The 22,240-nt window shown below is 73.7% G+C and carries 30 protein-coding genes and 1 tRNA gene; 7 read left to right on the top strand and 24 right to left on the bottom strand.

All coding sequences use genetic code 11. From position 1 onward, the window contains the following. The first annotated feature begins 11 nt into the window (after nt 1-11). Together IU369_RS03905 and IU369_RS03900 are read left to right on the top strand one after the other, a co-directional pair. The gene (locus tag IU369_RS03905) at nt 12-1,313 is read left to right on the top strand and encodes a hypothetical protein (RefSeq protein ID WP_217923258.1); all 1,302 of its coding nucleotides are present in this window, start codon (nt 12-14) and stop codon (nt 1,311-1,313) included. Beyond that, on the top strand, nt 1,310-2,452 hold the full coding sequence (locus IU369_RS03900) for an N-acetylglucosamine-6-phosphate deacetylase (protein ID WP_217923257.1): 1,143 nt from the start codon (nt 1,310-1,312) through the stop codon (nt 2,450-2,452). The genes IU369_RS03905 and IU369_RS03900 overlap by 4 nt, the downstream gene beginning before the upstream one ends. On the opposite strand, the gene IU369_RS03895 is transcribed toward IU369_RS03900, so the two are convergent. After that, entirely contained in the window at nt 2,449-3,291 is an 843-nt protein-coding gene (locus IU369_RS03895) for a carbon-nitrogen hydrolase family protein (RefSeq protein WP_281426207.1), read from the bottom strand. The genes IU369_RS03900 and IU369_RS03895 overlap by 4 nt on opposite strands. On the opposite strand from IU369_RS03895, the gene IU369_RS03890 reads away from it, so the two are divergent. The 5 genes from IU369_RS03890 to dacB all read left to right on the top strand — a co-directional run bounded on the left by IU369_RS03890 (nt 3,290) and on the right by dacB (nt 6,396). After that, nucleotides 3,290-3,523: a NifU family protein gene (locus IU369_RS03890; protein WP_246551334.1), complete on the top strand. Its 234-nt coding sequence runs from the start codon at nt 3,290-3,292 to the stop codon at nt 3,521-3,523. The two genes, IU369_RS03895 and IU369_RS03890, sit on opposite strands and share 2 nt — an antisense overlap. Nucleotides 3,524-3,585: 62 nt before the next feature. Then, nucleotides 3,586-3,659, top strand: a tRNA-Pro gene (locus IU369_RS03885). A gap of 170 nt (nt 3,660-3,829) precedes the next feature. Next, a complete protein-coding gene (locus IU369_RS03880; protein WP_217923255.1) occupies nt 3,830-4,681 on the top strand; it encodes a phosphatase PAP2 family protein in 852 nt (283 codons plus the stop codon). A 156-nt stretch (nt 4,682-4,837) separates the two neighbouring features. Further along, nucleotides 4,838-5,110, top strand: coding sequence for a hypothetical protein (locus IU369_RS03875; RefSeq protein WP_217923254.1), 273 nt, complete (start codon nt 4,838-4,840; stop codon nt 5,108-5,110). Nucleotides 5,111-5,202: 92 nt separating this feature from the next. Further along, on the top strand, nt 5,203-6,396 hold the full coding sequence (gene dacB / locus IU369_RS03870) for a D-alanyl-D-alanine carboxypeptidase/D-alanyl-D-alanine endopeptidase (protein WP_217923253.1): 1,194 nt from the start codon (nt 5,203-5,205) through the stop codon (nt 6,394-6,396). Between the two features lie 3 nt (nt 6,397-6,399). Here the strand turns inward: dacB and ligA are convergent, their stop codons facing one another. From ligA to rplX, 23 genes are all read right to left on the bottom strand, one after another. Further along, nucleotides 6,400-8,460: an NAD-dependent DNA ligase LigA gene (gene ligA / locus IU369_RS03865; protein WP_217923252.1), complete on the bottom strand. Its 2,061-nt coding sequence runs from the start codon at nt 8,458-8,460 to the stop codon at nt 6,400-6,402. 1 nt (nt 8,461) lies between these two features. Then, complete coding sequence (locus tag IU369_RS03860) at nt 8,462-9,112, bottom strand: HAD family hydrolase (protein ID WP_217923251.1); 651 nt, start codon at nt 9,110-9,112, stop codon at nt 8,462-8,464. After that, entirely contained in the window at nt 9,109-9,930 is an 822-nt protein-coding gene (gene surE, locus IU369_RS03855) for a 5'/3'-nucleotidase SurE (protein WP_217923250.1), read from the bottom strand. The genes IU369_RS03860 and surE overlap by 4 nt, the downstream gene beginning before the upstream one ends. Before the next feature lie 39 nt (nt 9,931-9,969). Further along, a complete protein-coding gene (gene truA / locus IU369_RS03850) occupies nt 9,970-10,722 on the bottom strand; it encodes a tRNA pseudouridine(38-40) synthase TruA (RefSeq protein ID WP_217923249.1) in 753 nt (250 codons plus the stop codon). Continuing rightward, the gene (gene rplQ / locus IU369_RS03845) at nt 10,719-11,096 is read right to left on the bottom strand and encodes a 50S ribosomal protein L17 (protein ID WP_217923248.1); all 378 of its coding nucleotides are present in this window, start codon (nt 11,094-11,096) and stop codon (nt 10,719-10,721) included. The genes truA and rplQ overlap by 4 nt, the downstream gene beginning before the upstream one ends. A 27-nt stretch (nt 11,097-11,123) precedes the next feature. Further along, a complete protein-coding gene (locus IU369_RS03840) occupies nt 11,124-12,065 on the bottom strand; it encodes a DNA-directed RNA polymerase subunit alpha (protein ID WP_217923247.1) in 942 nt (313 codons plus the stop codon). 110 nt (nt 12,066-12,175) lie between these two features. Next, nucleotides 12,176-12,778, bottom strand: coding sequence for a 30S ribosomal protein S4 (gene rpsD, locus IU369_RS03835; protein ID WP_217923246.1), 603 nt, complete (start codon nt 12,776-12,778; stop codon nt 12,176-12,178). A 2-nt stretch (nt 12,779-12,780) separates the two neighbouring features. Beyond that, a complete protein-coding gene (rpsK, locus tag IU369_RS03830) occupies nt 12,781-13,179 on the bottom strand; it encodes a 30S ribosomal protein S11 (protein WP_217913704.1) in 399 nt (132 codons plus the stop codon). A 34-nt stretch (nt 13,180-13,213) separates the two neighbouring features. Next, nucleotides 13,214-13,585 (bottom strand): 30S ribosomal protein S13, encoded by a 372-nt coding sequence (rpsM, locus tag IU369_RS03825; RefSeq protein WP_217923245.1) that lies wholly within the window; start codon nt 13,583-13,585, stop codon nt 13,214-13,216. Continuing rightward, nucleotides 13,585-13,698 carry a 50S ribosomal protein L36 gene (rpmJ, locus tag IU369_RS03820; RefSeq protein WP_217923244.1) on the bottom strand — a complete coding sequence of 38 codons (114 nt, stop codon included), beginning with the start codon at nt 13,696-13,698 and terminating at the stop codon, nt 13,585-13,587. Before rpmJ ends, rpsM begins: the two co-directional genes overlap by 1 nt. Before the next feature lie 184 nt (nt 13,699-13,882). Continuing rightward, the gene (locus tag IU369_RS03815) at nt 13,883-15,541 is read right to left on the bottom strand and encodes a choice-of-anchor Q domain-containing protein (protein WP_217923243.1); all 1,659 of its coding nucleotides are present in this window, start codon (nt 15,539-15,541) and stop codon (nt 13,883-13,885) included. A 181-nt stretch (nt 15,542-15,722) separates the two neighbouring features. Beyond that, complete coding sequence (gene map / locus IU369_RS03810) at nt 15,723-16,502, bottom strand: type I methionyl aminopeptidase (RefSeq protein WP_246551331.1); 780 nt, start codon at nt 16,500-16,502, stop codon at nt 15,723-15,725. A gap of 13 nt (nt 16,503-16,515) precedes the next feature. Further along, nucleotides 16,516-17,181, bottom strand: coding sequence for an adenylate kinase (locus tag IU369_RS03805; protein WP_343233220.1), 666 nt, complete (start codon nt 17,179-17,181; stop codon nt 16,516-16,518). After that, nucleotides 17,178-18,440 carry a preprotein translocase subunit SecY gene (secY, locus tag IU369_RS03800; protein ID WP_217923241.1) on the bottom strand — a complete coding sequence of 421 codons (1,263 nt, stop codon included), beginning with the start codon at nt 18,438-18,440 and terminating at the stop codon, nt 17,178-17,180. Before secY ends, IU369_RS03805 begins: the two co-directional genes overlap by 4 nt. 7 nt (nt 18,441-18,447) lie before the next feature. Continuing rightward, on the bottom strand, nt 18,448-18,984 hold the full coding sequence (rplO, locus tag IU369_RS03795) for a 50S ribosomal protein L15 (protein ID WP_217923240.1): 537 nt from the start codon (nt 18,982-18,984) through the stop codon (nt 18,448-18,450). Further along, entirely contained in the window at nt 18,977-19,162 is a 186-nt protein-coding gene (gene rpmD, locus IU369_RS03790; protein ID WP_217923239.1) for a 50S ribosomal protein L30, read from the bottom strand. The genes rplO and rpmD overlap by 8 nt, the downstream gene beginning before the upstream one ends. Further along, a complete protein-coding gene (gene rpsE / locus IU369_RS03785; RefSeq protein WP_217923238.1) occupies nt 19,159-19,740 on the bottom strand; it encodes a 30S ribosomal protein S5 in 582 nt (193 codons plus the stop codon). Before rpsE ends, rpmD begins: the two co-directional genes overlap by 4 nt. 24 nt (nt 19,741-19,764) lie before the next feature. Then, nucleotides 19,765-20,115 carry a 50S ribosomal protein L18 gene (rplR, locus tag IU369_RS03780; RefSeq protein ID WP_217923237.1) on the bottom strand — a complete coding sequence of 117 codons (351 nt, stop codon included), beginning with the start codon at nt 20,113-20,115 and terminating at the stop codon, nt 19,765-19,767. Continuing rightward, a complete protein-coding gene (rplF, locus tag IU369_RS03775) occupies nt 20,112-20,645 on the bottom strand; it encodes a 50S ribosomal protein L6 (protein ID WP_217923236.1) in 534 nt (177 codons plus the stop codon). Before rplF ends, rplR begins: the two co-directional genes overlap by 4 nt. A 13-nt stretch (nt 20,646-20,658) precedes the next feature. Next, a complete protein-coding gene (gene rpsH, locus IU369_RS03770; RefSeq protein ID WP_343233195.1) occupies nt 20,659-21,051 on the bottom strand; it encodes a 30S ribosomal protein S8 in 393 nt (130 codons plus the stop codon). A gap of 10 nt (nt 21,052-21,061) precedes the next feature. Beyond that, complete coding sequence (locus IU369_RS03765; RefSeq protein ID WP_217923234.1) at nt 21,062-21,247, bottom strand: type Z 30S ribosomal protein S14; 186 nt, start codon at nt 21,245-21,247, stop codon at nt 21,062-21,064. A gap of 9 nt (nt 21,248-21,256) precedes the next feature. Further along, entirely contained in the window at nt 21,257-21,925 is a 669-nt protein-coding gene (gene rplE / locus IU369_RS03760) for a 50S ribosomal protein L5 (RefSeq protein WP_217923233.1), read from the bottom strand. After that, complete coding sequence (gene rplX, locus IU369_RS03755) at nt 21,925-22,239, bottom strand: 50S ribosomal protein L24 (protein WP_217923232.1); 315 nt, start codon at nt 22,237-22,239, stop codon at nt 21,925-21,927. Before rplX ends, rplE begins: the two co-directional genes overlap by 1 nt. Between the last annotated feature and the right edge of the window lies 1 nt (nt 22,240).

The following is a 22,240-nucleotide window of genomic DNA, read 5'->3' as shown; positions in this document are numbered from 1 at the left end:
AGTATGTCCGTGTGGCCCTCGCCGCACCGGACCTCGACGAGTACCGTGCCGGCGCCGAGCGGCGGCTCGCCCTGCCCGCATCCGACCCGGGCACGCTCTTCGACGCCGGGGTCCTGATCGGCCTCGAGGACGTCGCCTCACGCGATCCCGGGGTCCGTCCCCTCGCCCGGTTCGCGGCGGAGGGGCTGCTGCGCGCGGCCTCCGCGGACGAGCTGCGCACCGTCGACCGCCTGCTGGGGGAGCCGCTCGTCGGCGACCCGGGCGACGGCGTGGCCCTCGCCGGCGTCGACGACCTCCTGGCCGAGGAGCCCGACGCCGGCCGCCGGCGCGAGCTGCAGTCGGCGCGCCTGCGGGCGCTCTCGGCCCACCTCCGCGAGCCCCTCGGCGACGCCGCGGGGCGCCGCGACGAGGCCGCCCGCGCCGTCGGCGCCGCCGACGCGACCGCGTTGCTCGTCCGCGCCGCCGCCGCGGAGCCCGGCCCGGCCGCCGACGGCGCCGCGCGCCTCCTCGACGCCACCGACGACCTGTCGGCCCGCGGGCTCGACCGCGCCGCGCGCGAGGCCCTCGGCTCCGGGGCCCGCGACCTCGCGGCCGCCGACCTCCCCCGCGTCACGAGCGCCCCCCACCTGCGCGACGCCCTGCCGACCGCCGCCGCCCCGGCCGCCGTCGCCCGCACCCGCGACCTGCTCGGCCTGACGTCGGGCGCCGCGATCCCGGCGCCGGGCGGGGAGCGCCTCGCCGCGTTCGCCGCGCTGCTGCGGGAGACCGGCACCGCCCTGGCGCGCGCGGGCGCCTCGTCGCGCCTGCCCGTCGAGGCCCGCCTCCTGGCCGACCCCGCCCTCGCCGGCGCCGCCGGGCGCCTGTTCGAGGGCCTCGTCTCCGACCCGGAGTGGCTCCGGCGCGTCGTCGGCGCCGCGGAGCCCGAGGCGATCGCCCGCACCGCCGCCGCGATCCGCCTCGCCGGGGCCCGCGCGACGGCCGCCCGCGTCGTCGCCCTCGGCGCCGCCGACCCCGACGGCATCTCCCGCGCCCTCGGGTTGTCGTGGCCGGACGAGCTGACCCTGGCCGACCCGCTCGCCGGCCTCGCGCCCCTCGACGACCTGCGGGCACGGGCCCTCGCCGCCGCGCTGCGCACCCACCTGCGGGAGACCTTCGGCGAGCGGTGGTTCGCCGAGCCCGGCGCCGGCGCCCTGCTGCGCGAGCTGTGGCTGGAGGGCGGGCGCCTCGACCCCGAGGGCCTCGCCCGGGAGCTCGGCGCCCCCGGCCTCGACCCCCTGCTCGTCGCGCACGAGGCCGCGGCGGCCCCGGCGTGAGCCTCATCCTCCAGGGCGCGGTCCTGCGCGGCCGGCGGATCGCGACGGGCGCGGTGACCGTCACCGACGGCCGCGTCGCCGACGACGGCCCGCCCGGCGCCGTGCGGGTGCTGCCCGAGGGCTGGATCGTCGCCGCCGGCTTCGTCGACCTGCAGGTCAACGGCTACGGCGGCGCCCAGGTGGGCGAGGACCCCGACGAGATCGCCCGCGTCGCGGAGGGCCTGCCGCGCGCCGGGGTGACGGCCTTCTGCCCGACCCTCATCAGCCGCTCCGACGCCGGGTACGGCCGCGCGGCGCGCGCGCTGCGCGACGCCCCCGTGTCGCCCGCCGCGGCGCGCATGCTGGCGCCCCACCTCGAGGGCCCGTTCCTCACGCCGACCCGGGCGGGCGCGCACGACCCGACGATGCTGCGGCGCGCGGTCCCGGAGGACGTCGACCGCATGCTCGACGTCTTCCGCCCCGCGGTGCTCACCCTCGCCCCCGAGCTGCCGGGCGGCCTCGACGCCGTCCGCCGGGCGCGGCGGCGCTGCGTCGTCGCGGTCGGCCACACTGAGGCCGACGCCGCCCAGGGGCGCGAGGCCATCGCCGCCGGGGCCCGCCTGCTCACCCACGCCATGAACGCGATGCGGGGCATCGAGAGCCGCGCGCCGTCGGCGCTCGTCGCGTTCCTCGCCGACAACCGCGCCCACGTCTCGCTGATCGGCGACGGGGTCCACGTCGCCCCCGAGGTCGCGGCCGTCATCGCCCGCGCCACGGGGCGGCGGCTGGTCCTCGTGAGCGACGCCGTCGCCGCCGCGGGGGCGCCCCCCGGCCGGTACCGCCTCGGCCGCCTGCCGGTCGACTCCGACGGCGAGCGGGTGCTGGCCGGCGCCGTGCTCGCGGGGAGCGCCTCCGCGATCGACCGCGGACCCGCGACGCTGGTCGCCGCCGGGATCGACGTGGCCAGCGCCCTCGCCGCCGCCACGGAGGCGCCGCGCCGCCTCCTGGGGCTGCCCGCCGGCCTCGCCACCGACGGCCCCGCGGACCTCGTGGTGCTCGACGCCGACCTCGTGCCCCGCCTCACCCTCGTCGGCGGGGTCGTCGCCCACGCCGACCACGACCTGCCCTTCGACGTCCCCCCGACCGGCCGGCCCGTCTAGTAGACGTCGTCCCGGCGGTGGCGCAGGGCGGGGAGGCGGCGGCGGATCGCGGCCTGCGCGTCGAAGTCGAGGTCGGCGACGGCGACGCCCTCGCCGTCGGGGATCTGCGCCAGCACCGTCCCCCACGGGTCGATGATCATGCTCCGCCCGTAGGAGGCGGTGCCGTCGTCGTGGGTCCCCCACTGGCCCGCGGCGAGCACGAAGACCTGGTTCTCGATCGCGCGGGCGCGGAGCAGGACCTCCCAGTGGTCGCGCCCCGTCGCGACGGTGAACGCCGCGGGCACGGCCACGATCTCCGCGCCGTCGGCGCCGAGGCGCCGGTACAGCTCGGGGAAGCGCAGGTCGTAGCAGACCGACATCCCGATCCGGCGGCCCAGGACGTCGCCCGTGACGACCTCCGACCCCGGCGCCGTCGCCTCCGACTCGCGGTACGTCACCCCGCCGGCCTCCACGTCGAACAGGTGGAGCTTGCGGTACACCGCGACGACCGACCCGTCGGGCGCGACGAGCGGGCTCGTGTTGTGGGCGCGGTCGCCCCCGGCGTCCTCGAGCAGGCTGCCCGCCAGGATCGCGACGCCGAGCTCGCGGGCCCATCCGCGCGCCGCGCCGAGGGACGGCCCGTCGAGCGGCTCGGCGCCCTCCCGGGTCCGCGGACCGTGGATGAACGGCCACTTCTCGGGCAGCACCACGAGCCGCGCGCCGGCCGCCGCGGCGTCGCGCACCAGCCGGCCGGCGGTCGCCAGGTTGGCGTCGCGGTCGGCGGAGCTCGTCATCTGGACGACGGCGGCCCTCAGGGCGCTACGATGGACGGCGGTCGAACGAACGCTGGGAGGCGGCATGTCGGCGGAGATTCTCTCGCAGATCGAGGACGTCCTGGATCAGATCCGGCCCGCGCTCCACGCGGACGGCGGTGACGTCGAGCTCGTCGAGTTCGACGAGGAGGGGTTCGTGCACCTCTCGATGATGGGTTCGTGCGGCGGCTGCCCCATGTCGACCGCCACCCTGACGCTCGGCATCGAGGCGGAGCTGCGGCGCGCCGTGCCCGAGGTGGAGGGCGTCATCACGGTCTAGCGGCCGGGGCCGGGCGCCGGGATCGTCCCGCGTCCGGTACGATCCCCGGACCGCTGGAGCAGCGGGGTGTGGCGCAGCTTGGTAGCGCGCTCCGTTCGGGTCGGAGAGGTCCCCGGTTCAAATCCGGGCACCCCGATGGGTTGGTCCACCGAGGGCGCCGGGACACCGGCGCCCTCGGTCGTCCCGGGGCGCGTCCCACTCGCCCAAGGAACGGTTAACCCCCTCCGTGCGGGGGTTGTTGCAGCTTCGTCACGCACGATACGTTTGTCGCCACGCGACGGGCAGAGGACGGAGGGGCCGAGGACGATGAGCGGGACGGTTCCCGACAGGACGCAGCGCACCGGGACCGCCCCCGAGACGGACGTCCGCCCGCGCGCCGACCGCCGCCTCGCCGCCGCGATCCGCCGCCCGTTCGCCGCCCGCCCGTGGACGTTCGAGGTCGCGATCTTCGCGTTCGCCCTCCTCGTCTACCAGGCGTCCCGCGCCATGGTCATCGGCGACCCGTCGACGGCGTTCGAGAACGCCGCGGGCATCATCGACTGGGAGAAGAGCTCGGGCCTCTTCGTGGAGACGAGCATCCAGCAGTGGATCCTCAACCACGTGCAGCTCGCCGAGATACTGAACTACTTCTACATGTACGCGCACTGGACCGTGACGCCGCTGTTCTTCATCTGGCTCTACAAGCGGCGGGCCCGCGTCTACCCGTACGTGCGCAACGCGTTCCTCGCGACGAACGCCATCGCCCTCGTCGTCTACATGGTCTACCCCGTCGCCCCGCCCCGCCTCGCCGGCGCCCGCGAGGGCTTCGTGGACACCCTCCACAACATCAGCGACATCGACCTCCACGGCGGCGTGTTCTCCGGGTGGTTCAACCCGCACGCGGCGGTCCCGTCGATGCACTTCGGCTACGCCCTGATGATCGGCATGGTCGGCGTGGTCCTGATGCGGCACTGGCCGCTGCGGCTGCTCGCCGTCGCCTACCCGGTCGCCGTGTTCATCACCATCACGGGGACCGCGAACCACTACGTGCTCGACGCCGTCGCGGGCGGCCTCGTCGTCGCCGTCGGCTTCGTGGGGGTCTGGGCCTGGATGGCCGCGCGGGGCAGCCTGCGCGCCCCCGCGCCGGCCCCGCTGCGCTCCACCGCCCCCCGGGCCTAGCGCCCCCGCCCCTCCCCGGGGCCCGGCGGACCGGTGCCATGCGGGACGTCCGCACCGAGCGGATAGCGTGGTTGACAATGTCGTCTCACAGGTCGATAAGTACGGGTACATGCACGAGCGGATCCAAGGCCCCAGGGCCTGACACCGAGGTTCGCCGTGACCCGTCCCCAGCCCACATCCCGACGGCTGAGCGAGACGGGTCGAGACACCATCGAGGAGGACTTCCTGATGGCCAATCACCTGACCCCGGACGAGCTGTCCGAGGCATTGGGTCTCGCGCGCAAGCAGGTCGTGCGCCTGTGCGTCGAGACCTCCGTCCCGATCTACAACGGACGGATCGACAAGACGCTCTTCGTCAGATCGGTGACGGCGGCGGGGCACCGGCTGCCGGCCGACCAGGCGGAGCGACTGCTGAGCGCCACGGCGTAGCCGCACGCCCCTCGCGCGGGGCGGCGACCCTCGCGGTCGCCGCCCTCGCGCTGCTCCTCGGCTCCTCCGCCGCCCTCGCGCGCCCGGCGGACGTGCAGGTCGCGGTCTCCACCTTCGGGGCCGCGAACCCCCGCTCCACGATCCTCGTCGCCCGCATCGACGACGGCGGCGCCGTCACGCCCGTCGCGTCCTACCGGGCCGACACCCCGCGGATCCCCGCGTCGACGATGAAGCTCGTGACGGGCGCCGGGGCCCTCATCGCCCACGGCCCCGACCACCGCTTCACCACCCGCCTCCTCGCCGGCCCGGACGCCGTCCGCGACGGGCGCACCCTCCGCGGCGCGGTGTACCTGCAGGGCGCGGGGGACCCGCTGCTCGCGACCCGGTCGTACGCCGCCGGGTACCTCCCCGCCGGGGCGACCCCGCTCGCCGACGTCGCCCTCCCCCTCCGCGCCCGCGGCGTGCGCCTCGTGCGCGGCGCGATCGTCGCCGACGAGAGCCTCTTCGACTCGCGGCGCCTCGGTCCGGGCTGGCCGTCGTACTACTCCGCCTACTCCGCGCCGCTGTCGGCGGTGGCGACGAACCAGGACTACGCCGGCAACACCCGGGCGCGGTACGTCTCCGACCCGCCGCTCGCCGCGGCGCAGCGGGTGCGCGCCGCCCTGAGGGGCGTCGGCATCGCCCAGGTCGGACCCCTCCGCGCCGGGCGGACGCCCCGCGGCGCCCGCGTGCTCGGCACCGCCGTGTCCCCGCCCCTGCGGACCATCGTGCGGACGATGAACCTGGCGAGCGACAACTTCATCGCCGAGACCCTCGTGAAGGGCGTGGGGGCCGCGGGCGGCGGGGGCGGCACCACCGCCGCGGGGACCGCCCGAACCCGGGAGCTGCTGGAGTCGCGCGGCATGCTCGCCCCCGGCGACCGCCTCGTCGACGGGTCGGGCCTCTCCCGCGCGAACCGCCTGTCCGCCCGGACGCTCGTCGGCGTCGTCGCGGCGGCCGACGACGACGACACGTGGGGGGCCGCCCTGATCTCCTCCCTGGCCCGCGGCGGCGAGGGCACCCTCATCCGGCGGTTCACGACGGGCGTCGCGACGAAGCGGGTCCGCGCGAAGACCGGGTACCTCGACGGGGTCTCGTCGATGGCGGGACGCGTCGTCAGCCGCGGCGGCCAGCGGTACGCGTTCGCGGTGGAGGCGAACACCGCCGACATCGCGGCGGCGCGGGCCGTCCAGGAGCGGGTCGTGGTGATGCTCGCCTCGGGCACGGCGGACGAACCGGCCCGCTGACCGTCAGCCCGCGGCGCGCTCCGGCGGCGGGGACTCGCCGGACAGCACCGCGAGGAGCCCGGCCTCGTCGAGCACGGGCACGCCGAGCGACTCGGCCTTCGCCAGCTTCGAGCCGGGGTCGACGCCGGCGACGACGAAGCTCGTGGACTTCGACACCGACCCGGTGACCTTGCCGCCTGCGGCGGTCACGGCGCGCTTCGCGTCGTCGCGGGAGTACGCCTCGAGCCCGCCGGTGAGCACGACGGTGCGCCCGGTGAGGGGGCCGTCCGCGGGCGCCGCGGGCACGTCGTGGACCACCGTGAGCCCCGCGGCGCGGAGGCGCTCCAGCAGCTCCACGTTCGCGTCGGACGACAGGAACTCGCGGACGGACTCGGCGACCACCGGCCCGACGCCCTCGGCCTGGGCGAGCGTCTCGACGTCGGCGGCGAGCAGGGCGTCGAGGGACGGCGCGACCGCGACGAGCGCCTCGGCGGTGACGGCGCCGACGTGGCGGATGCCGAGGCCGTAGAGGAGCCGCGGCCAGGGGCGGGCCTTCGACGCCTCGATCGCGGCGAGGAGGTTGTCGACGGAGACGTCCTTGAACCCCTCCATCGCGATGAGGCGGTCGCGGTGGGCGGGGAGGTCGTAGATGTCGGCGAAGCTCGTGAGGAGGCCCTCCTCGTAGAACCGGCGGATCGTCTTCTCGCCGAGGCCCTCGATGTCCATCGCGCCCCGCGACGCGAAGTGGAAGAGGCCCTGCTGGATCTGGGCGGGGCAGGAGCGGTTGGGGCACCGCATCTGCACCTCGCCCGGCGGCTGCACGACGGGGGTGTCGCACGCGGGACAGCGGTCGGGCATCACGAACGGGGTCTCGTCGCCGGTGCGCTCCTGCACCAGGGGGCCGACGACCTGGGGGATCACGTCGCCGGCGCGCTGGACGATGACCCGGTCGCCGATCATCAGGCCCTTGCGCGCCACGTCGTCCTGGTTGTGGAGGGTCGCGAGGCGGACCGTCGCCCCGCCGACGGACACCGGCTCGAGCTGGGCGAACGGCACCAGGGCGCCGGTGCGGCCGACGCTGACCATGATCCCGTCGAGCCGGGTCACGGCCGTCGTCGGCGGGAACTTGTAGGCGATCGCCCAGCGCGGCGCGCGGCCGACGGCCCCGAGCCGTTCCTGCACGTCGACGTCGTCGATCTTGACGACGGCGCCGTCGATGTCGAAGTCCACGGACCCGCGCCGCTCCTCCCAGGAGACGCACTCCGCGTGGACGGCCTCGATGTCGCCGACGACGCGGATGTCGGGGTTGACCCGGAAGCCCGCGGCGCGGAGCCAGTCGAGCGCCGCGGTGTGGCTCGGGAGGTCGAGGCCCTCGGAGTAGCCGATGCCGTAGCACCAGATCGACAGGGGCCGCTCGGCGGTGGCGGCCGGGTCGATCTGCCGCAGGCTGCCCGCGGCGGAGTTGCGGGGGTTCGCGAACGTGGGCAGCCCCGCGGCGGCGCGCGTCGCGTTCAGCTCCGCGAACGCCGCGAGGGGCAGGTAGACCTCGCCGCGGACCTCCACGACCGCCGGCGGCGGCGTGCCGTCGGGGAGCCGCATCCGCGCGGGGATGGCGCGGATGGTACGCAGGTTGGCGGTGACGTCCTCGCCGGTGACGCCGTCGCCGCGGGTCGCCCCCTGGGTGAAGCGCCCGTCCTCGTAGGTCAGCGAGATCGCGAGGCCGTCGATCTTCGGCTCGACCACGAAGGTCGTCTCGCGCGACCCCATCCCCTCCTGCTCCATCACGCTCCGCGCCCGCCTCCACCATGCCGCGAGCTCCTCGGCGCCGCGGGCGTTGGCGAGGCTCAGCATCTGGCGGCGGTGCTCCACGGGGGCGAACCGCGTGGCGGGCGCGGCGCCCACGCGCCGGGTGGGGGACTCGTCGGAGGCGAGCTCGGGGTGGGCGCCCTCGAGGGCCTCCAGCTCGCGCATCCAGTCGTCGTACTCGGAGTCCGCGACCGTCGGCTGGTCGAGGACGTAGTAGGCGTGGTTCGCCGCGTCGATCAGCTCGCGCAGCTCGGCGACCCGCCCCGCCGGGTCGCTCATGTCAGGAGCCCCCGAGGCACGTCCGCAGCAGCTCGGCGGGCGTCGCGCAGATCAGGTCGGGGCTCTCGGCCTCGAGGTCGGACGGCGAGAAGAAGCCCCACGTCACGGCGATCGTCGCGACCCCGGCGGCCCGGCCGGCCTGGATGTCGAACGGCGCGTCGCCGACGTAGCAGGCGCGCGCCGGGTCGCCGTCCACGGCCCGCAGCGCGGCGAGCACCGGGTCGGCGTGGGGCTTGTGCACCGGCGTGTCGTCGGCGGTGATCTCGACGGAGAACAGGTCGCGCAGCCCGGGGAGGACGCGCCACGCGAGGTCGACCGCGTCGCGGCTCTTGGAGGTCACGATGCCGAGTGTCCGCCCGGCGTCGCGCAGCTCCTGCAGCACCTCGGCGATGCCGTCGTAGGGCAGCAGCAGCGCCGCCGTGTTCGCGTGGTTCCACTCGCGGTAGACGCGGTACAGCTCGTCGGCGTCCTGCGGCGAGAAGACCGCCATCTGATCGAGGAGGGGGCGGCCGACGTTCGCGACGAGCCGTTCGTCCTCCCACTCCTCGCCGAGCACGGTCCGCACGGCGTGGCGGTGCGACTCGCGGATCAGGGCGACGGAGTCGATGACGGTGCCGTCCAGGTCGAGCAGGACGGGGTCGAAGCCGCTCACGCGTCGCGTCCCGTGGCGTCCGCGCCGAGCAACCCCGCGAGGGAGACGCGCTCGAGGTGGTCCATCCCGCCGATGTCGGTGAGGTCGAAGTGCATGGGTGTGACGGAGATCATGCCCTCCTCGATGGCCGCGAAGTCCGTGCCCTCCTCGCGCAGGTGCGACGCGCCGGCCCCGTAGATGGTGTACCGGCGGCGCGGGCCGTCGGTGGAGACGAGGGTGAGCTCGTCGTTGTAGACGCGCCGGCCGAGGCGGCTCAGGCGCGCGCCGGTGATCGCCTCGGGCGCGAGGCCGGGGGCGTTGACGTTGAGGATCACCCGCGGCGGGAAGTCGTCGGTCAGCACCCGCGGCACCATCCGGGCCGCGAAGCCGGCGGCGGCCCGGAAGTCGTAGGCCGTCCCGTCCCACTGGCCGGCCTCGGGGTCGGTGGCCTGCACGGACACCGCGATCGCCGGCAGGCCGAGCAGCACGCCCTCCAGGGCTGCGGCGACGGTGCCCGAGTAGGTGACGTCGTCACCGAGGTTGAGCCCGAGGTTGATGCCGCTGACGATCACGTCGGGCGGCTCGTCGAGCAGCCCGAGCAGGGCGAGCCGGACGCAGTCGACGGGGGTCCCGTCGGTGGCGAGGGCCGGTGAGCCGTCCTCCAGCTCGACCTCCTCGACGTGCAGGGGGTTGTGGATCGTGATGCCCCGCCCGATGGCGCTCCGGTTGGAGTCGGGGGCGATGACGCTCACCCGCCCGTGGGGCCGCAGCGCCTGCACGAGCGCGAGGAGACCGGGCGAGGTGACGCCGTCGTCGTTCGTGACGAGGATGTTGGTCACCGGCCTCCAAGGCTAGCGGCTGGGTCGGCCGCGGGAGCGTCAGGCGTCGTCATACCGGACCCCGACGAGCGTGAGGGGGTGGGCGGGCGCCGTCGGACCGGCGGCCCCGCGGGGCGCCCCGTCGAGGAGCGGCGCGATGCGCGCGAGGGGCCAGGCACCGCGGCCGACGAGAAGCGTGGTGCCGGCGATGACGCGGACCATGTGGCGCAGGAAGGCGTCGGCCTCGACGACGAGCACGAGCTCGTCGTCGCGCCGCTCCCAGGCGCAGCGGTGGAGGGTGCGGTCGAAGAAGACGTGCTCGGTGCGGGTCGGCGTGAACGCCCGGAAGTCGTGGGTGCCCTCCAGGGTCGCGGCGGCCGCGGCGAGGGCGTCGAGGTCGAGGGGCACGGGGTGGTGCAGCACCCGCGCGCGGCGCAGCGCCGACGGCGGGCCGGGGAGCACCCGGTACTCGTACCGCCGGGCGCGGGCGTCGCGGCGCGCGTCGAACCCGGGCGCGGCGTCGGCGACCCCGTGGACGGACAGGTCGGCGGGCAGGAGCCCCGCGAGGCCCCGGAGGATCCGGGCGGGCGCGAGGTCGCTGGCGGTGGGCACGCTGGCCACCTGGCCGGACGCGTGCACGCCGGCGTCGGTGCGGCCGGCCACCGTGACGTCCACGGGGCCGCGCAGCAGCGTGGCGAGGGCGTCACGGAGGACGCCCTCGACGGTGCGGAGCCCCGGCTGGTGCGCCCAGCCGGAGAACCCCGCCCCGTCGTACTCCAAGTCGAGCCGGAGGACCCGGCCCGGGACGGTCACCGCGCGGCGGGGACCGCCACGTCCTTCGACAGCTCCAGCAGCACCATCGGCGCGGCGTCACCCTGACGGGGGCCGAGCTTCATGGTGCGGGTGTAGCCGCCCTGGGTGTCGGCGAACGCCGGCCCCACCACGTCGAACAGGTGGTAGGTGATGTCCTTGTTGCGCAGGAGGGCGATGGCCTGGCGGCGCGAGTGGAGGGTGTTCTCCTTCGCGAGCGTGATGGCCTTCTCCGCGACGCCCCGGGCCAGCTTGGCCTTGGGGGCGGTCGTCTGGATGCGCCCGTGCGTCAGAAGCGCCGTCGCCAGGTTCGCCGCCATGGACGAACGGTGGGCGGAGGTGCGGTTGAGCTTGGGTCCCTTGTTGCGGTGACGCACGGTTGTCTCCCGGTCGGTGTGAGGACTCTAGTCCTCGTCGCTGCGCAGGCCGAGGCCGTGCGCGGCGAGGTTCTCCTTGACCTCTTCGATGCTCTTCTTGCCGAAGTTCGGGATGGCCGAGAGCTCGCCCTCCGTCTTCGAGATCAGGTCGCCGATGGTCTCGACGCCGACCCGCTTCAGGCAGTTGTAGGAGCGCACGCCCAGCTCGAGCTCCTCGATCATGATGTCGTGCATGCCGCCGCCCGGGGGCGGGTCCTCGATGGCCGGCTCACCGAGCAGCTTGGTGCTGTCGGGGTCGGCGAAGATCGCGAGGCGCCCGATGAGCGTCTCCGCGGCCTCGGACATCGCGCCGCGCGGGTCGACGCTGCCGTCGGTCTGGATCTCGACGGAGAGCTTGTCGTAGTCGGTCCGCTGGCCGACGCGGGCCGGGCTGACCTCGTACCGCACCCGAAGGACGGGCGAGAAGTTCGAGTCGACCGGGATGACCCCGATCGTCGTGCTCGGGCCCTTGTTGAGCTCGGCGGGGACGTAGCCGCGGCCGCGCGAGATCATGAGGATCATGTCGAGGCGCGAGCCGGCCTCGAGGTTGCCGATCTCGAGCTCCGGGTTGAGGATCTCGAGGTCCGCGGGGGCCGAGATGTCGGCGGCCGTGACGGCGCCGGGGCCCACCTTGGACAGCTCGACCTCGATCTCCCCGACCTCGCCGTGGAGCCGGCAGACCAGCTCGCGGAGGTTGAGGATGACGTCGGTGATGTCCTCCCGGAGGCCCGGGATCGTCGTGAACTCGTGCTGCACGCCCTCGATGCGCACCGACGTGACGGCGGCGCCCTCGAGGGACGACAGGAGCACACGGCGCAGGCTGTTGCCGAAGGTGTGCCCGAAGCCGCGGTCGAGCGGCTCGACCTCGAACCGGCCCAGCGTGTCGCTGATGGGCTCGTAGGTCATGCGGGGGGACTGGATGTCGAGCATGTGTTCCTCCACTCCGGCGCGCGGGCCGGACGTTCGCGTTGACGCCGGGCCGCGCATCGGCGCCCTCCCCGTCACGGGAGGGCGCCATCGCAGCCAGCCCGGTCCCTCTGCTACTTCGAGTAGTACTCCACGATGAGCTGCTCGCTCACGGGGGTGTCGATCTCCGAGCGCTCGGGAGCCTTCAGGATCTTCCCGTTCAGCGCGTCGTAATCGGCCTGGAGCCACGGGGCGACGGACGCCACGAGCTCGGTGGCGGCGCGGATGATGGGCTCGGCGTTCGAGCCCTGCTTCACGGTGATGACGTCGTTCGGCTTCACCTGGTAGCTCGGGATGTCGACCTTCTTCCCGTTCACGCGGAAGTGGCCGTGGTTCACGAGCTGGCGCGACTGACGGCGGGTGGCCGCGAAGCCGAGCCGGTAGACGACGTTGTCGAGGCGCATCTCGAGCATCCGCAGCAGGTTCTCGCCCGTGATGCCGGGCTGGCGGTTCGCCTTCTCGTACGTGCGGCGGAACTGCTTCTCGAGCATGCCGTAGAACCGGCGCGTCTTCTGCTTCTCGCGGAGCTGGAGCAGGTACTCGCTCTGGCGGATGCGGCCGCGGCCGTGCTCGCCCGGCGGGTAGGGACGGCGGTCCAGGTACTTCTGCGCCTTGTCCGTGAGGGCGAGGCCCTCGCGGCGCGACTGCTTGATGGCGGGGCCGGTGTAGCGCGCCATGGCTAGACCCTCCGCCGCTTGCGGGGACGGCAGCCGTTGTGCGGCACCGGGGAGACGTCGGTCACCGAGGCGACCTCGATGCCGGCGGCCTGCAGGGACCGGATGGCCGTCTCACGCCCGGAGCCGGGGCCCTTGACGTACACGTCGACCTTCTGGAGCCCGTGCTCCATCCCCTTGCGCGCGGCCGAGTCGGCCGTGACCTGGGCGGCGAAGGGCGTGCTCTTGCGAGAGCCCTTGAAGCCCGCGGAGCCGGCCGTCTCCCACGCGATGACGTTCCCCTGCTTGTCGGTCAGGGTGACGATCGTGTTGTTGAACGACGTCTTGATGTGGGCGTTGCCCACGGGGATGTTCTTCCGCGTGCGCCGACGGGTACGGCCACGGGTCACCTTCTGGCGTGCCAACGCGCTCCTCGGTCCTGTTGGGGTGTCTCCGGCCTCAGCTCTTGCGCTGCTTGCCGACGGTCCGCTTCGGACCCTTGCGCGTCCGCGCGTTCGTCTTGGTCCGCTGGCCGCGCACCGGGAGGCCGCGGCGGTGCCGCAGGCCGCGGTAGCAGCCGATCTCCATGAGGCGCTTCATGTCGTTCGAGCGCTCGCGACGCAGGTCGCCCTCGACGATGAGCGTCTTCTCGATGACGTCGCGCAGCTGCGCGACCTCGTCCTCGGTCAGGTCCCGCACGTACGTGTCACGGTTGATGCCGGTCTGCTCCAGCACCTTGTTCGCCGTGGGACGGCCGATGCCGTACACGTAGGTGAGGCCGATCTCGATCCGCTTCTCGCGGGGGATGTTGACTCCGGCGATGCGTGCCATCAGCCCTGCGTCTGCTTGTGGCGGGCGTTCGGGCAGATGACGAGGAGCTTGCCGTGACGCTTGATCACACGGCACTTCTCACACATCGGCTTCACTGAGGCGCGGACCTTCATCGGTGATTCCCCTGGAACCGGTCGGCCCGGGATGTCCGGTCCGACGCTGGGCGCGGGCGCGCTCACGGGTCGGGCCCGCGAGCGACCGCGGATATTAGCAGGGCGGAGGATCGGCGTCAGTCCCCGGCGCGGGCGGGCGCGCCGGGGGCCGTGCGGGCCCCGGGACGCCCGTCCGCGGAGGCCCTCAGCGCAGGATGCGGAAGGGCCGGGAGGCGCGCGCACCCACGTCGGGGAGCGTCACGACGAGGGTGTACGCCCCCGCCGGGAGGGCCCGGCCACGGAGCCTGCCGGTGAAGCGGATCGCGTTCAGGCCAGCCTGCGCCTGGCGCGTCACCCGCCCCGCGAGGGTCACCTGCCGTACGCACCGCTTCGCGTTCCGCAGCCGCCGCGTCGGCGCGACGCACCGCCGCCCCGACCGCGTGCCCGCCGCCGCCTTGCGGACCGTCAGGACCACGGGCCCCGCCGCGCTCAGGCGGAAGGTCACCGTCGTCCCCAGCGGCCGGCGACCCGAGGCCCGGAACGCCGCCGGCCCGACCTTCAACCCACTCACGGCGCGGACCGCGGCCCCACCACCCGGTCCCCCTTGGCCGCAGGGCGCCCCCGGCGCACCGGGCTGGACCTCGACGGCACCCGCGTCACAGCCCGCGAACCGCGGGCGCGGCAGACCGCGCGCATCGGTCGCCGGGCATGGGACACCGACGATCGCGTCGATCGCCGGGCTCCCCGGCCCAGGCGCCATCGTCGGCACGCTGCCACCGTCGGCGGCGAGCGGTCCGAGCAACGGGTCGCCCGCGATTCCACCCGGGCAGGTGGTGTCGCCCGGCAACACAACGTTCCGACCGACGCTCAGGCTCGCGCACGCCCCGCGCGCGTCCGCCAGGATCGACGACGCCACCCCGGCACCGGACACCGAGGCCCCGACGCCGGTGACGCCGAAGGGGCTCCCCCCGGCGGCGTTGCCCGAGAAGGTCGAGAAGGTGACGGTCGCCGCTCCCGGCTCCGCTGCGTGCACCGCCCCGCCGGAGCCCGGCACGGCCTCGACCTGAAAACCGAAGCGCTCGTCTCCCGCGGCGCCGGCCCGATTGCCCTGGAAGGTGCTGTTGGTGATCGTGGCGGCGCCGGCCGTGACCGCGATGGCCCCGCCGTCTCCTCCGCTCCCGCCTGCGAAGAACCCACTGGCGTTGTTGTTGTCCCCGCCGCTGCCTGCGCGGGCGCCGGCGACGGTGACGTTCGTGAGCGACGCGGCACCGCCAGCGATAAGGACCGCGCCCCCGGACCCGCCATCCCCGGGCGAGAAGGAGGTGGTGCCGTTCCCCACCGTGAAGGCCCGCGCGTCCGCGCCATCGCCGGCGCGCGTGTCCGTGAAGGACACGTCCGACGCGGTGAGGCTGCCGGCGCTCCAGATCGCGCCACCCTCACCCGCCTCGGTGCGCTCCCCGTCGGCCGACGCCGGAGACACACCGTTCCCCGCCGCGGTGTTGATGAAGGCGATACGCAGGAGGAGCAGCGTCCCGCGACTGCGGATGGCCCCTCCGGGGCTGCCGGAGGGCGCGGCGCTGTCGCGCACCGTGAGATCGCTCAGCGCGAGCGAGGCGCCGGCGAACACATCGAACGTGCGGTCGCCGGAGCCCGCGACGACCGTGGCGCCAAGACCGCGCCCGACGATGCGCACCTGGCTCGACGGGCCCGTGTCGAGATCGCCGCTCTCGTTCCCGTCGTCGCCGCCGCCACCGGCCGCCAGCCGGTACTCGGCGGCCTCGAGCTGGATGACGTCCTCGCCGGGGGTGCCGGCGACGCAGTTCAGCGTGGCGGGGGTGCCCCCGTCGAACCGGGCGGCGAACACCGCCTCACGGAGCGAGCACGCCCCGTCGTTCGCGACGACGTCAGGGTCGTCGTGACCGGGATCGTCGCAGCGTGGGCCGGCGCGGCAGTGGCGGCGAGCAGGGCGCCGAGGATGGCGATTCTGCGGACTCCGGACATGACGGCGACCCTATGTGCGGCGCAGCCGCCGGCGCCACCCCCCGTCAGGCCAGGGTGAGGATCCTCGGCCCGTCCGCGGTGACGGCGACGGTGTGCTCCCAGTGCGCGGAGAGGCTCCCGTCGCGTGTCGTGATGGTCCAGCCGTCGTCGCCGAGGATCACCTCGTGGCGGCCGATGTTGACCATCGGCTCGATCGCGATGACGAGGCCCTCGACGAGCTCGGGGCCGGTCCCGGGGCGGCCGACGTTCGGGACCTGGGGCTCCTCGTGCATGGACCTCCCCACCCCGTGGCCGACGAGGCTCTGCACCACCGAGAAGCCGGCGGCCTCGATCTCCGTCTGGACGGCGTGGCCGATGTCGCCGACGTGGTTCCCGACGCGGCAGGCGTCGATCGCGAGGTCAAGGGAGACGCGCGTCGCCTCGATCAGCCGTGCGGCGATCGGCGAGACGGTCCCGATGGCGTAGGTGCGCGCCGAGTCCGAGACCCAGCCGTCGAGCACGACGCCGCAGTCGATGGCGAGGACGTCGCCCTCGCGCAGCGCGTTGCCGTTCGGGATCCCGTGGACGACCTCGTCGTTCACCGACGCGCAGATCGACGCCGGGAACGGCGTCGGGCCGGGGTACCCCTTGAACGCGGGCACCCCGCCGCGGGCGCGGATGAGCTCCTCGGCGAGGGCGTCCAGGTGGGCGGTGGTGACGCCGGGGCCGACCTCCGCCGCGAGCATGTCGTGGCACTCGGCGAGGACCGCGCCGGAGGCGGCCATCGCGTCGAGCTCCCCCGGGGTCTTCGGGACCGGGCCGCGCCGCGCGCGGGAGGTGGCCACGGCCGCGCTCGCCCTAGGAGCCCGGCGGCGCCGGGATGTGCGTGACGATCTGGTCATGGACCTCGTCGGTGGTGCGCTCGCCGTCGACCTCGCGCAGGAGGCCGCGGGAACGGTAGTAGTCGATCAGCGGCGCCGTCTGCTCCTCGTACACCGACAGGCGGTGCGACACGGTCTCGGGGCGGTCGTCGTCGCGCTGGTACAGGTCGCACGTCTCGGTTCCGTCGCCGGAGGGGCACGGCGTGCCCGGGTACGGGTTGAAGACCTCGTGGAACGAGCGCCCGCAGCGGCGGCAGATCCAGCGGCCGGCGAGGCGGCGCACCAGCTCCTCGCGCGACACGGCGATCGAGATCACGGCGTCGAGCGGCATGCCGAGGTCGGAGAGGGTGCGGTCGAGCGCGTCGGCCTGCGGCACGGAGCGCGGGAAGCCGTCGAGGAGGAAGCGGCCGGATCCGCCGCCCGACAGGCGCTCGCGGATCATGCCCACGACGACGGCGTCGGGCACCAGCTCGCCGGCGTCCATGTACCGCTTCGCCTCGCGGCCGAGGTCGGTCCCCTCGGCGACCGCGGCGCGCAGCAGGTCGCCGGTGGCGAGGTGCACGAGGTCGAACTCGGCGCGCAGGCGCTCGGCCTGCGTGCCCTTCCCGGCCCCGGGGGGGCCGAGGAGGATCAGGCGCGCTATTTCAGGAACCCTTCGTACGAGCGCATCATCAGCTGTGCCTCCATCTGGCGCATGGTGTCGAGGGCGACGCCCACGACGATCAGGATCGATGTGCCCCCGAGGACGCCGAAGAACACGTTCGAGTCCGGCAGGTAGCGGAAGACGATGTTCGGCAGCTCCGCGATGATCGCGAGGTAGATCGCACCGGGCAGGGTGAGCCGGGTGAGCACGCGGTCGAGGTACACCGCCGTCGGCCGGCCCGGGCGGACGCCCGGGATGAAGCCGCCGTACTTCTTGAGGTTGTCCGCCTGCTCCACCGGGTTGAACTGCACCGCGGTGTAGAAGTACGTGAACAGGACGATGAGCAGCGCCTCGAAGATGATGTAGTACCACGAGCCCGGCGCGAGGAAGTCCGAGATGGACTGGAAGAACGACCCGCGCCCACCGAGCTCCGCCAGGGTCGGCGGCAGGATGACCACCGACGAGGCGAAGATCACGGGGATCACGCCCGCCATGTTCACGCGCAACGGCATGTAGGTCGTGCCACCCGAGGTCATGCGGCGCCCGACGACGCGCTTGGCGTACTGGATCGGGATGCGGCGCTGGCCCTCGTTGATGAAGACCACGCCGACGACCACCGCGAGGGCGATCGCCGCGATGAGCACCTGGGAGACCGGCCCGAGCGTCAGCCACCCGTCGATCGCGTCCGGCACGGAGGCGACGATGCTCGCGAAGATCAGCAGCGAGATGCCGTTGCCGACGCCGCGCTGGGTGATCAGCTCGCCGAGCCACATCAGCAGCACGGTGCCCGCCGTCACGGAGATGACGATCAGGTAGAACTTGCCGATCGTGAAGTCGGGCAGCGCGTCCTGCGAGCGGAAGTACAGGACGTAGGCCATCGACTGCAGCAGGGCCAGCACCACGGTGAAGTACCGCGTGTACTGGGTGATCTTCTGCTGGCCGCTCTCGCCCTCCTTCTGCAGCGCCTCGAGCCGTGGGATCACGACCGTCATGAGCTGCAGGATGATGCTCGCGGTGATGTACGGCATGATCCCGAGCGCGAAGACCGCGAACCGGGTCAGCGCGCCGCCGGCGAACAGGTTGAGGAAGTCGAGCAGGCGGCTGCCGCGCTCGTCGATCGCCTGCTGCAGGGTCTCGAGGTCGATGCCCGGCGTGGGCACGAACGAGCCGAACCGGTAGACCAGCAGGATGAACGCCGTGAAGGCGAGCTTCTTGCGGAGGTCCGCGGACCGGAGCGACGTCAGGATGGTCTTGAGCATCGCCCCGCTACTCGGTGGTCGTGCCGGCCTCGCCGATGAGCTCGACGGTCCCGCCCGCCGCTTCGATCTTCGCCCGGGCGGCCGCCGAGACGGCGTGCGCCCGCACCGTGAGCGCCCGGTCGATCTCGCCCTCGGCGAGGATCTTCACCGGCCAGTCGCGGTTCGCGTTGTTCTTCACGAGCCCCTTCGCGGCGAGCGCGTCGGGGTCGACGACCGAGCCGGCGTCGAACACGGAGAGGCGGCCGACGTTGACCGGCACCGAGTGGGTGCGGAACGGCCCCATCGGCATCGACATCTTGCGGTTCGAGCCGCGGAGCTTGCCCTGCTGCATGTAGATCGGCATCTGGCCGCCCTGGTAACCGGGGCGGACGCCGCCGCCGGCACGCGAGCCGAGGCCCTTCTGGCCGCGACCGGACGTCTTGCCGGTGCCGGAGCCGATGCCGCGGCCGACGCGCTTGCGGGGGCGCTTGGCGCCCGGGCGCGGGGCGAGGCGGTCGAGCCGGACGTCCTCGGCGGGCGTCTCGGGGATCTCGTTCTCAGCCATCGATCTTCTCCACTCGGACGAGCCAGGCGACCATCCGCAGCATCCCCTGGATCACCGGGGAGTCGTCGTGCTGGACGGTGTGGCCGATGCGGCGCAGCCCGAGCGCCCGCAGCGTGCCGCGGTGGCGCTGCTGCGTGCCGATCTCGGACTTGATCTGGGTGATCGCGAGGCGGCTCACTCGGAGACCGCCGCGGTCGCGCCGACGGCCTCGGTGGCCGGGGCGCCGGAGCCGGACGAGATGCCGAGCACCTGGGCGACGGTCTTGTCGCGCAGGGCCGCGACCTCCTCGGGCCGGCGCAGGTCCTTGAGGCCGGCCACGGTGGCCGCCACGAGGTTCACCGGGTTCGAGGTGCCGAGCGACTTGGTGAGGATGTCGCGGATGCCGGCCAACTCGAGCACGGCGCGCACGCCGCCGCCGGCGATCACGCCGGTACCCTCGGAGGCGGGCTTCATGAAGACCTTGCCGGCGCCGGAGCGGCCGAGCACCTGGTGGGTGATCGTCGTCCGGTACTTGGGCACGCGGAACAGGTTCTTCTTCGCGTCCTCGACCGCCTTCTGGATGGCCACGGGGACCTCCTTGGCCTTGCCGTGGCCGACGCCGACGGTGTCGACCTCGTTGCCCACGACGACCAGGGCGGAGAACGAGAAGCGCCGGCCGCCCTTGACGACCTTCGCGACGCGGTTCACCTGGACGACGCGCTCGTTCAGCTCGAGCCCGTCCGGATTGATCTTGGCCCCTCTGCGTACCTCAGCCACGAACCGTCACCCTCTCGAGGAGAACTAGAACTCGAGCCCGCCCTCGCGGGCCCCGTCGGCGAGCGACTTGACGCGCCCGTGGTACTTGTAGCCGCCGCGGTCGAAGACGACGCGCTCGACGCCCGCCTCCTTCGCCCGCTCGGCGAGCAGCTTGCCCACCTCGGCCGCGGCGTCGCCCTTGGAGAGGCCGCGGAGGGCGGCCTCGTGCGAACCGGCCGCGGCCAGCGTGTGGCCCCGGTCGTCGTCGATGATCTGGGCGTAGATGCGCTTGTTGGAGCGCGCTACCGCGAGGCGCGGCCGCTCGGCCGAGCCGGTGACGGCGCCGCGGATCCTGCGCTGGCGCCGACGGCGCGCTTCGAGTGTGGAGAGGCTCATGCTCGCTTACCGACCTTGCGCCGAACGGCTTCGCCCGCGTAGCGGATCCCCTTGCCCTTGTAGGGCTCGGGGGGACGCACCGCGCGGATCTGGGCGGCGATCTCGCCGACCGCCTGCTTGTCGATCCCGCGGACGACCACCTGGGTGGGCGCCGGGACCTCGAAGGCGATGCCCTCGGGGGGCTCGATGGTAACAGGGTGCGAGTAGCCGACCGCCATCTCCAGGGACTGGCCCTTGAGCTGCGCGCGGTAGCCGACGCCGACGATCTCGAGGTTGCGCGCGAAACCCGCGCTCACGCCCTCGACCATGTTGGCGACGAGGCTCCGGGACAGGCCGTGCAGCGCCCGGTGCGGGCCACGGTCGGTCGGCCGGGTGACGACCAGCTGGCCGTCCTCCTGCGCGATGCGGATCGGCTCCACCACGGTGTGGCGCAGCTCGCCCTTGGGGCCGGTCACGACGACCTTCTGACCGGTGATGTCGACCGATACCCCGTCGGGGATCGGGATCGGAGCGCGTCCGATTCGGCTCATGGTCCCTCCTCCCTCACCAGACCGAGCAGATGACTTCGCCGCCGATGCCTCGGCGACGGGCCTCGTGCCCGGTGATGACGCCCTGCGAGGTCGACAGGACCGCGACGCCCATGCCACCCAGGATGCGGGGGATGGAGGTGCGGTCGACGTAGACACGCCGTCCGGGCTTGGACACCCGCGTGATGCCGCTGATGACGCGGCGGCGGTCGCGGCTGTACTTGAGCTTGACCACGAGCTCGGTGCCGACGCGGGCCTCGCGCAGCTCGTAGTCGGTGATGTAGCCCTGCTCCTTCAGCACCTTGGCCACCTCGGCCTTGAGGGTGCTGCCGGGCATCTCCACGGCGTCGTGGAGGGCGGTGTTCGCGTTGCGGATGCGGGTGAGCATGTCCGCGATCGGGTCGGTCATCATCGGCGGGTCACCAACTGCTCTTGGTCATGCCGGGGATCACGCCGGCGTGGGCCGACTCGCGCAGGCAGATGCGGCACAGCCCGAACTTGCGGAAGACCGCGCGCGGGCGGCCGCAGCTGTGGCAGCGCGTGTACTGCTGGGTCGGGTACTTCGTGGGGCGGGAGGCCTTCACCCGCAGACTGGTCTTTGCCACGTGTCTCCTCTAACGCCGGCCGCGGCCGAACTTCTTCTGCTTGCGCCGGCGGCGGGCGGCCCGCTCCTCGGCAGAGTAACCCTCGGCGCGGAACGGCATCCCGAGGTGGCGCAGGAGTGCCCGCCCCTCCTCGTCGGTGACCGCCGTGGTCGTGATCGTCACGTTGAGGCCGCGGACGGCGTCGACGTTGTCGTAGTCGATCTCCGGGAAGATCGTCTGCTCGCGCAGGCCCAGGTTGTAGTTGCCGCGGCCGTCGAACCCGTCCGGGTTGATGCCGCGGAAGTCGCGGATCCGCGGGAGGGCGACCGACGTGAGCCGGTCGAGGAACTCCCACATGCGGTTGCCGCGGAGGGTGACCTTGCAGCCGATCGCCATGCCCTCGCGCAGCTTGAACTGGGCGATGGACTTGCGGGCGCGGGTGACGGAGGGGCGCTGGCCGGCGATGATCGCCATCTGCTCCAGGGCCTCGTCGAGCGCCTTGCTGTTGGTCTTCGCCTCGCCCACGCCCATGCTGAGCGTGATCTTCTCGAGGCGCGGGTGCTGCATGGACGAGCGGTACCCGAACTCCTCCTGGAGCTTGGGTCGGATCTCGTCCTCGTACGTGGACTTCAGGCGCGCCCGGCTGAGGGCGGAGTCGGTGGCCACGGTGGCCTCCTCGGTCTGCGTCTCGTCGGCCATCAGTCGAGCTTCTCCCCGGAACGCGCGGACACGCGGACGCGCGCGCCGTCGATCTCCTGGATGCGCACCCGGGTGGGGCGGTTGTCCTTCGGGTCGATCAGCGCGACGTTCGAGAGGTGCACGGGTGCGGGCCGCTCGATGACGCCGCCCGCCTCGTTCGGCGGACGCGGCTTGGTGTGCCGCTTCATGATGTTGACGCCCTCGATGAGGACGCGCTCCTCCTTGGGACGGACCTCGAGCACGATCCCCGACTTGCCCTTGTCCTTGCCGGAGAGCAGCACGACGCGGTCGCCCTTGCGGATACGGGCCGGCATG

The sequence above is a fragment of the Miltoncostaea oceani genome (assembly GCF_018141545.1).
Taxonomy (GTDB): Bacteria; Actinomycetota; Thermoleophilia; order Miltoncostaeales; family Miltoncostaeaceae; genus Miltoncostaea; species Miltoncostaea oceani.
Note: the sequence above shows the minus strand (reverse complement) of the source record. Positions and strands in the feature narration are given on the sequence as shown.

Bases quoted from the DNA above. Each gene is read 5' to 3' on its own strand.
- IU369_RS03890 (WP_246551334.1), top strand. From the start codon at position 3,290: ATGTCGGCGGAGATTCTCTCGCAGATCGAGGACGTCCTGGATCAGATC.
- IU369_RS03895 (WP_281426207.1), bottom strand. From the start codon at position 3,291: ATGCCGCCTCCCAGCGTTCGTTCGACCGCCGTCCATCGTAGCGCCCTG.
- IU369_RS03880 (WP_217923255.1), top strand. From the start codon at position 3,830: ATGAGCGGGACGGTTCCCGACAGGACGCAGCGCACCGGGACCGCCCCC.
- ligA (WP_217923252.1), bottom strand. From the start codon at position 8,460: ATGAGCGACCCGGCGGGGCGGGTCGCCGAGCTGCGCGAGCTGATCGAC.
- IU369_RS03840 (WP_217923247.1), bottom strand. From the start codon at position 12,065: ATGCTCGACATCCAGTCCCCCCGCATGACCTACGAGCCCATCAGCGAC.
- rpsD (WP_217923246.1), bottom strand. From the start codon at position 12,778: ATGGCGCGCTACACCGGCCCCGCCATCAAGCAGTCGCGCCGCGAGGGC.
- rpsM (WP_217923245.1), bottom strand. From the start codon at position 13,585: ATGGCACGCATCGCCGGAGTCAACATCCCCCGCGAGAAGCGGATCGAG.
- rpmJ (WP_217923244.1), bottom strand. From the start codon at position 13,698: ATGAAGGTCCGCGCCTCAGTGAAGCCGATGTGTGAGAAGTGCCGTGTG.
- secY (WP_217923241.1), bottom strand. From the start codon at position 18,440: ATGCTCAAGACCATCCTGACGTCGCTCCGGTCCGCGGACCTCCGCAAG.
- rplO (WP_217923240.1), bottom strand. From the start codon at position 18,984: ATGGCTGAGAACGAGATCCCCGAGACGCCCGCCGAGGACGTCCGGCTC.
- rplR (WP_217923237.1), bottom strand. From the start codon at position 20,115: ATGAGCCTCTCCACACTCGAAGCGCGCCGTCGGCGCCAGCGCAGGATC.
- rplF (WP_217923236.1), bottom strand. From the start codon at position 20,645: ATGAGCCGAATCGGACGCGCTCCGATCCCGATCCCCGACGGGGTATCG.
- rpsH (WP_343233195.1), bottom strand. From the start codon at position 21,051: ATGACCGACCCGATCGCGGACATGCTCACCCGCATCCGCAACGCGAAC.
- rplE (WP_217923233.1), bottom strand. From the start codon at position 21,925: ATGGCCGACGAGACGCAGACCGAGGAGGCCACCGTGGCCACCGACTCC.
- rplX (WP_217923232.1), bottom strand. From the start codon at position 22,239: ATGCCGGCCCGTATCCGCAAGGGCGACCGCGTCGTGCTGCTCTCCGGC.